The sequence below is a fragment of the Corallococcus praedator genome, from assembly GCF_003612125.1.
Taxonomy (GTDB): Bacteria; Myxococcota; Myxococcia; order Myxococcales; family Myxococcaceae; genus Corallococcus; species Corallococcus praedator.
Genome location: NZ_RAWI01000426.1, coordinates 1 through 7542, shown reverse-complemented (window position 1 = coordinate 7542; position 7542 = coordinate 1). Strand labels below are relative to the sequence as shown.

Genomic DNA, 7542 nt, shown 5'->3' with positions numbered 1-7542 from the left:
CGCCGCTCCCGTGGTCCAGCCGGCGCCCGCTCCGAAGCCCGCCGCCGCGCCGAAGCCCACGACCGCGCTGGATGCCGGCACGGCCGTTCCCGCCGCCGCGAAGTCCCCGGATGCGGGCACGGCCGCCAGCGCCACAAAGCCCGCACCGAAGATGACGCCCGAGGTGAAGACGCTCGTGGACCGGATGCAGGCCTTCTACGAGAAGACGAACGACTTCAAGTCGGGCTTCAAGCAGGACTACAAGTACAAGACCTTCCGCCGCACGCAGTCCTCCACGGGCACGGTGACGTACAAGAAGCCGGGCCTGATGCGCTGGGAGTACGCGAACCCGTCGCCGCGCACCTTCGTGCTCGCGGGCAGCAAGGTGTACGCGTACGACCCGGCCGCGCAGACGCTGTCGGTGGCCGCCGTGGACACCAACCAGCTCTCCGCGTCGGTGACGTTCCTCTTCGGCCAGGGGAAGCTCGCGGACGAGTTCGCCATCTCCAAGGGCGACTGCAAGGACTGCAAGGGCACGCTGCTGGTGTTGGATCCCCTGAAGACCGAGCCGCGCTTCCGTCAGGTGCGCCTGGAGGTGGACCCCGCGTCCGCCCAGGTGCTCAAGAGCACCGTGGTCGACCCTGACGGCAGTGAGAACACCATCTCGTTCCTGGAGCTGAAGACGAACGTGGGCATCGCGGCGGACAGCTTCAAGCTGAACCCGCCCGAGGGCACCCGCGTGGACGACTTCACCAAGGCGAAGGCGCCGTAGGAAGGGCCGCCCTCCATGCGCGGCGTGTTGCTGGTGGGGTGCGTGCTGCTGGGCGCGGGATGTCACTCCGCCGCGCCCCCGGGCCCCGTGCGTCCGACGAGCCTCGTGGGGCAGACGCTGCCCCTGTTGTCGTCCCCCGCGCTGCGGCTCACCGTCGCGGGACGGCTCGCGGGCCGTGCCGTGCCGGTGGTGCTGGACGTCGCTCGGCCGTTGTCGCTGGTGTCCTCCGGCTGCTTCGAAGGGGGGCCGCCCACGGCCGCGGGCACCGCGCGCGTGCCCGAGTCCTCCGGTGGGTATCGCTCCTGGCCGGAAGTGCAGGCCCCGCTCTTGACGGTGGGCCCGGTGGCGCCGCCGCTGCGCACGGTGCTGCTGTCCGGAGAGCAGGGCTGTTCGGTGACGTTGGGGCAGGACGTGCTGGCCCCGTACGCCCTCACCGTGGAGCCGCTGCGCCGCGAGGTGACCTTCACCGCCACGCGTCCCCGGGAGGCCCATGAAGCGGAGCTGCGCGCCTCGGATGCGGTGCGCGAGTCGCACGTGGTGGAGCTCAGCCGCGAGCCCGTGGGGGACTGGCCGCTGCTGGCCGTGCAGGTGACGCAAGGCACCGCGAGCATCACCGGGCCCTTCGTCCTGGGCACGCGCGAGCCCTTCTCCCGGCTGGCGGTGGACCCGGCGCTGGCGCAGGGGCTTCAGCCCCTGGAGACGGCCGCGGGCCTGCCGCCGCGCACCTTCGTCGTGGATGCGGTGGAGGTCGCCGAAGGGCTGGGCGCGCGCCCCCTGGTGATGGAGGCCGCTGGACGCTGGCCCTCCCAGAGCAGCCTGGGCCGCCTGGGCCCGGACGTGTGGGGCCGCTTCACCGCCACCGTGGACGCGCAGGGTGGGGCGTTGGTGCTCCGCAGGCCGCACGTGCGGATGCCCGAGGAGGCCAGTGGCCGGCAGCAGTGCGCGGGTGAGGGCGGGGCCTTCAGCGAGGAGGCCTGCTACGGCGTCTTCGCGCGCCCCGAGCCGGACGGCGCGGTGGCCCTCTCCGGCGCGGTGTACCGGGACGTGCCCGAGGGCGTGCGCCTGTACGTGGAGCCCCGGGGCGCGGACGGCCAGCGCCTGGAGACGGGCTGTCAGGTGGGCCTGAGCTTCCCCACCACCCTGCGAGGCGCCAACACGCAGCACCGGCTGCCGTGGGCGTCACTGGCGCAGAGCCTGCCCGCGTGTCACGCCGCGCTCCAGGGCGCGCGCAGCTACGCGGTGTCCCTGGTGGAGGAGGGCCGTCAGCCCGAGTGCCCCACGACGTGCGCCTTCGTCACGGAGACCGCGTCGCGGCGCACGGTGTGCGAGTGCCAGCCGACGCCGCTGGGCGAGGGCGTGGCGATGCCCACCAAGGGTTCAGGCCCGCAGCCGCCGCCTGTCGAGGAGCGCGAGCTGGAGCCCGAGGATCCGAAGTAGCGCGGTGCCGCTCGGGGAAGGCATGGCCGCCCCGCCAAAAGGTTCGGGCCCGCAGCCGCCTCCCGTCGAGGAGCGCGAGCTGGGGCCCGAGGATACCTGTTCGACCGTGGCGGGTGACTACTCCGGCCGGGGCTCCGCGGGACGCTTCAGCGCCTTCATCGGCACGGGCGCGGGCAGGGCCTCGCGCGGGGTGTGCGTGCGCTGCTTCGGATCCGGACGCTCCACCACGCGGGCGATGAGGTCGTAGTCGTGCGCTTCCGTCACCTCCACGGTGACGAACTCGCCCGGGTACGCCAGACCGTCGTTGATGTAGACCTGCCCGTCGATTTCGGGCGCCTGGCCCTCGTGGCGGCCCACCAGCAGGTGCTCGGACTCCTCGCTGGGGCCCTCCACCAGCACGGTGAGCTTCTGGCCCACGAGCTTCTTGTTCTGCTCGCGGTTGATGCGCTTCTGGATGGCCATCACCTCGCGCCAGCGGCGCTCGATGGTCTTCGCGGGGACCTTGTTCGGCAGGTCGAACGCGGAGGTGCCCTCTTCGTCGGAGTACTGGAAGACGCCCAGGCGCTGGAAGCGCTGCTCCTTCACGAACTCCTTCAGGAGCTCGAAGTCCTCCTCCGTCTCACCCGGCAGGCCGACGATGAGCGAGGTGCGCATCACCAGGTTCGGCACGCGCTCGCGCAGCTTGGTGAGCAGCTCCTTGAGGAACTTGGAGTTGCGGCCGCGCTTCATGGACATGAGCAGCTTGTCGCTGGCGTGCTGCACCGGCATGTCCAGGTAGTTGGCGATCTTCGGCTCGGACGCGATGACGTCGATGAGCTCGTCCGGGAACACGCGCGGGTAGGCGTAGTGCAGGCGGATCCACTTCACGTCCACCTTCACCAGCTCCTTGAGCAGCTCGTGGAGCTTCGGCTTGCCGGGCAGGTCATGCCCGTACGCCGTCAGGTCCTGCGCGACGAGGTTCAGCTCCTGCACGCCGCTGTCGGCCAGGTTGCGCGCCTCGGCCATGATGTCTTCCACCGTGCGCGAGCGCTGACCGCCGCGCAGCGTGGGGATGATGCAGAAGGCGCAGGCGTTGTCGCAGCCTTCCGAAATCTTCAGGTACGCCGTGTACTTCGGCATCGAGTTGATGCGCGGCGTCTGGGCGTTGTGGATGTAGTCCGGATCCGGAATCACCTGACGCGGCGAGGCCTCGGCGGCCAACAGGTCGCCAATCTGCGCGTAGGCGCTGGTGCCCAGGAAGTGGTCGACCTCCGGCATCTCCTGCGACAGGTCCTGGCCGTAGCGCTGGGACAGGCAGCCCGTGACGACGAGCGTCTTGCACGCGCCCGTCTTCTTCAGCTCCGCCATCTCCAGGATGGAGTCCACCGACTCCTGCTTCGCCGGGCCAATGAAGGCGCACGTGTTGACGACGATGACCTGGGCGGCCGCGGGGTCCTGCACGAGCGAATAGCCGCGAGTGCGCAGCGTGCCCAGCATCACCTCGGAGTCCACCCGGTTCTTCGGGCAGCCGAGGGTCATCATGTACAGGCTTTTGGTGTCTTCCACTGCGTCTACCGCTTTCCGATTTCCGTTCGATCGAAGTGGTCCGCACTCCAAACGAAGTTGACGATGGCGCCGTTCGAGTAACCGATGGTCAGCGCTCCCTCTTCATCCAGTTCGACGGAGCTGGCGCGACCCAGCGCACAGGTGGCGGCCGGCCACTCGAGCGCCTGCTGCGCCGTCTTCCCCGACACCACGTAGAGCCCCATCCGAAGCTCGTCGTCGGAGTCGCATTGACCCTCGACGGCATAGGGATTCTTCCCGGTGAGCACCGTAACGACCGGTCGTCCGTCCGGCAGGCTCAAAGCATCCGGCACGTTCACGCCCATCTTCGTCGCGTCCACCGCGTTGGGGGCCACCAGCGCGCGGAGTGAAGCCGGGTTGAGCGGGGCCTCGCCCTGGGCCCAGTCCGGGTACGGCAGGATGCCCCAGCCGAGCCAGCCGGTGGGCGCAGCCTCCAGGGCGGTGACGGACGCGGGGGGCTTGAGCTTGAGGTTCTTGCGCGCGTCGTCGGGCAGACGCAGCGCTTCGCCCACCATGGTGGTCCCGCCCGTGCAGTTGGACACCGGCACCGTCTTCGCGCCCACCTGGTCCTGGTCCTCGTAGGTGATGCACAGGTCCATGACGAGCGGCGCCACCGCGGGGAAGCGGGGCAGGGCGCGCACCGGCACCAGGGCCACCACGGACAGCGTGTCGCCCTGGCGGTGCACGGCGGCGTTCACCAGCTTCTGCGCGAACGCGGGCGTGCCGCTCTCCGGCGGGGAGGTGCGCTGGCCGTCGAACGCGAAGCGGTAGGTGTAGCCGGAGGCGGTGGGGCCCGCGTCCGGGAAGGACAGGGTGAGGGTGATGAGGTCGCCGGCGAGCAGCTGGTTGTCCGTGGCCTCCACGCCGACGAAGAGCGTGTCCTTGCGCCAGCCCACACGGGCGGAGAAGTTCGCCGTGGCGCCCTCGACCGTCAGCGGCTTGAGGACCATGGGCGAGCCGAAGTCCTTGAGCCCCTTCTCCGGCTGCGGCGCCTTCTTGAGCACGGGCACCGGACGGCTGGGGCGCGCGGCGTCCTGCGCGAACGAAGGGGTGGCGGTGGCCAGCAGCAGGAGCGTGAGCGGAGCCAGGGGAGCGGCGTGCATGGCGGAAGGACTCAGTCGCGGAAGTTGGTGAACTGCATGTCCAGGCTCAGCCGGTCCTGCTCCTTGCGGAACAGCGCCATGGCGGCCTGCAGGTCGTCGCGGTTCTTGCCCGTCACGCGAAGCTGATCCGCCTGGATGGAGCCCTGCACCTTGATCTTCGAGTCCTTGAGCACCTTGATGAGCTCCTTGGACTTCTCCACCGGGATGCCCTGCTGCAGCTTGATGGGCTGCTTGACGTTCGCGAGGCCCGTCTTCTCGATGTCGCCGAACTCCAGCACCCGCAGGCTGATGCCTCGCTTGGCCAGCTTCGAGAGCAGCACTTCCTTGGCGGCCTGGACCTTGTCCTCGCTGTTCGCCTTCACGGTGACGGAGGTGTTGTCCGGGGCGACGACGATGTCGGCGTTGACGCCCTGGAAGTCATAGCGCGTGCTGAGCTCCTTCTTGGTCTGATTGACCGCGTTGTCGAGCTCAGCCAGATCGATTTTCGAGACGACGTCGAAGGAGGGCATGGGGGATGGCCGCCCTTACCATACCTACACCCGGACGACCAAGGGCACCACCAGGGTGCGCCGGGTGGTGTGCTGCTTGAAGGCCCGCTTCACCGCCCGGACCAGCTCCTCGCGCGCCAGGGCGTCATCCCCGCGCAGCTGTGGGTTCAGCTCCTCGAAGTAGGCCTTCGCCTCCAGGGCAATCTTGGACAGCACCCCCTGTTCGTCCGGGGAGAGCCCCTGGCCGGACAGCTGAGGGCCCGCCACCAGGGCCTGGGTGTCGCGCCGGAGCACCACCACCGCGGCCACCATGCCCGTCTCCGCCAGCCGGTTGCGCTCCAGGAGCGTCTCCGGCGTCACCACCCCGCTGCCCGAGCGCTCCCTCAGGATGCGCCCGGACGGCACGCTGCCGGAGAAGCGGCCCCGCCCCTCCTCGAACGTCACCACGTCGCCGTCGTGCGCCAGGAGCAGCCCTTCGGGCGCCATGCCGGACTCTCGCGCGGTGGTCAGGTGTCGGTGCAGGTGCCGGACTTCCCCATGTACCGGGACGAAGTGGCGGGGCTTCACGATGTCCAGCACGCGGCGCTGCTGGGGGCGGCTGGCGTGTCCGGAGACGTGCACGCCGGGCTCCACCTGGGCGTAGACGATGCGGGCGCCGCGCCAGTGGAGCTGGTCGAGCAGCGCGCCCACCGAGCGCTCGTTGCCCGGGATGGGGCGCGCGCTGACGATGACCAGGTCGCCGGCCTCCAGCCGCACGGGCCCGTCGCCGTGGGCCAGTTGGGTGAGGCCCGCGCGGGGCTCCCCCTGGGCGCCGGTGGTGAGCACCACCACGCGGTGGGGCGCGAGCTTCGGCACGGAGTCGATGTGCACGAAGAGCGAGTCGGGCACCTGGAGGTAGCCCATCTCCCGCGCCAGGGCCACGTTGCGCACCATGCTGCGGCCCTGAAGGGCGACGAGCCGGCCGGTGCGCTCGCAGAGGCTCAGGATGTGGCGCACGCGGTGGAGGTTGGAGGAGAACTGCGCGACGACGATGCGGCCCTTCGTCTCCTGGAACAGGCGCTCGAAGGTGGTCTGCACCACGCGCTCGCTGCCCGTCTCATCCACCAATTCGGAGTTGGTGGAGTCCGACAGGAGGCACAGCACGCCCTCCTCGCCGGCCTCTCCCCAGCGCTCCAGGTCCGTCTTCAGCCCGTCGATGGGATCCGGATCCAGCTTGAAGTCGCCGGTGTGGATGATGGTGCCTTCGGGCGTGCGGACGATGTAGCCCACCGCGTCCGGCACGGTGTGCGTCACGCGCGTGGCCTCCACCGTGAAGGCGGTGCCGACCTTGAAGGGCGAGCGCGGCTCGATTTCGCGCAGGTCCGCCTCCACGCCCAACTCCTCCAGGCGGTTGCGTGCGAGCGCCAGCGTGAAGCGCGTGCCGTAGACAGGCACGGGCAACTCGTCGAGCAGGTAGGGGAGCGCGCCGATGTGGTCTTCGTGCCCGTGCGTCAGCACCACGCCCTTGAACTGCGCGGCGTTGCGCTTCAGGTGGGTGAAGTCCGGGACGATGATGTCCACGCCGGGCATCCCCGCGGAGGGGAACATCAGGCCGGCGTCGATGAGCAGCAGCTCCCCACGGCAGGCGAGCACCATGGCGTTGAGGCCGATTTCGCCGAGGCCGCCCAGAGGTATGACGTGGAGCATGTGTCCGCAGTTTAAGGACTTGCCCCACCTGACGCGTGGGAATCCGCACCCCCCTCCCGTTTCCCCTCCACCGGCCGCCTGCTTGACGTCGCTCAACTAAAGGCTTAGTTGTATTGGAACTAAGTCCTTAGTTCGTCGTCAGGGGAGGTCGCCGCCGTGTCCAGGTCGCCGTCCGTCGAGGAGTCCCGGCCGCTGACGCCGGTGGAGCTGGAGCTGATGCAGCTCGTGTGGAAGCAGGGGGAGGTGAGCGTGGCGGACGTGCTCGCGGCGCTGCCGCCGGAGCGCAAGCTGGCCTACACGTCGGTGTCCACGGTGCTGCGCATCCTGGAGCAGAAGGGCGTGGTGCACAGCCGCAAGGAAGGGCGCGGGCACCTGTACTCGGCGCGGCTGTCGCGTGAGGCCTACGAGGCCCAGAGCGTGCGGCACCTGGTGGCGACGGTGTTCGACGGCACCGCTTCATCGCTCGTGGCGCGGCTGGTGGAGGCGGTGCCGCTGTCGGCGGAGGAGGTGGAGC

The 7542-nt window shown here is 69.9% G+C and carries 7 protein-coding genes; 3 read left to right on the top strand and 4 right to left on the bottom strand.

Translation table 11 applies throughout. The features are described from left to right. Positions 1-10: 10 nt before the first annotated feature. Positions 11-751, top strand: coding sequence for an outer membrane lipoprotein periplasmic chaperone LolA (lolA, locus tag D7Y13_RS35035; RefSeq protein ID WP_208734519.1), 741 nt, complete (start codon positions 11-13; stop codon positions 749-751). A gap of 15 nt (positions 752-766) precedes the next feature. After that, positions 767-2188 (top strand): hypothetical protein, encoded by a 1422-nt coding sequence (locus tag D7Y13_RS35030; protein ID WP_120536735.1) that lies wholly within the window; start codon positions 767-769, stop codon positions 2186-2188. Between the two features lie 117 nt (positions 2189-2305). Here D7Y13_RS35030 and rimO read toward each other — a convergent pair whose 3' ends face one another. Genes rimO through D7Y13_RS35010 form a run of 4 tightly spaced genes read right to left on the bottom strand, consistent with a single transcriptional unit; the run spans position 2306 to position 7028 of the window. Then, the gene (gene rimO, locus D7Y13_RS35025) at positions 2306-3706 is read right to left on the bottom strand and encodes a 30S ribosomal protein S12 methylthiotransferase RimO (protein ID WP_370450824.1); all 1401 of its coding nucleotides are present in this window, start codon (positions 3704-3706) and stop codon (positions 2306-2308) included. A 32-nt stretch (positions 3707-3738) separates the two neighbouring features. Next, a complete protein-coding gene (locus D7Y13_RS35020; protein ID WP_120585420.1) occupies positions 3739-4854 on the bottom strand; it encodes a hypothetical protein in 1116 nt (371 codons plus the stop codon). A gap of 11 nt (positions 4855-4865) precedes the next feature. Next, the gene (locus D7Y13_RS35015; protein WP_120536738.1) at positions 4866-5363 is read right to left on the bottom strand and encodes a YajQ family cyclic di-GMP-binding protein; all 498 of its coding nucleotides are present in this window, start codon (positions 5361-5363) and stop codon (positions 4866-4868) included. 24 nt (positions 5364-5387) lie between these two features. After that, a complete protein-coding gene (locus D7Y13_RS35010) occupies positions 5388-7028 on the bottom strand; it encodes a ribonuclease J (RefSeq protein WP_120536739.1) in 1641 nt (546 codons plus the stop codon). Between the two features lie 216 nt (positions 7029-7244). On the opposite strand from D7Y13_RS35010, the gene D7Y13_RS35005 reads away from it, so the two are divergent. Next, positions 7245-7542: BlaI/MecI/CopY family transcriptional regulator (locus D7Y13_RS35005; protein WP_439329251.1), on the top strand; the 298-nt coding region annotated here is incomplete at its 3' end.

Excerpts from the sequence above, each read along its gene's own strand:
- D7Y13_RS35030 (WP_120536735.1), top strand. The coding sequence starts at position 767 with ATGCGCGGCGTGTTGCTGGTGGGGTGCGTGCTGCTGGGCGCGGGATGT.
- rimO (WP_370450824.1), bottom strand. The coding sequence starts at position 3,706 with ATGACCCTCGGCTGCCCGAAGAACCGGGTGGACTCCGAGGTGATGCTG.
- D7Y13_RS35020 (WP_120585420.1), bottom strand. The coding sequence starts at position 4,854 with ATGCACGCCGCTCCCCTGGCTCCGCTCACGCTCCTGCTGCTGGCCACC.
- D7Y13_RS35015 (WP_120536738.1), bottom strand. The coding sequence starts at position 5,363 with ATGCCCTCCTTCGACGTCGTCTCGAAAATCGATCTGGCTGAGCTCGAC.
- D7Y13_RS35010 (WP_120536739.1), bottom strand. The coding sequence starts at position 7,028 with ATGCTCCACGTCATACCTCTGGGCGGCCTCGGCGAAATCGGCCTCAAC.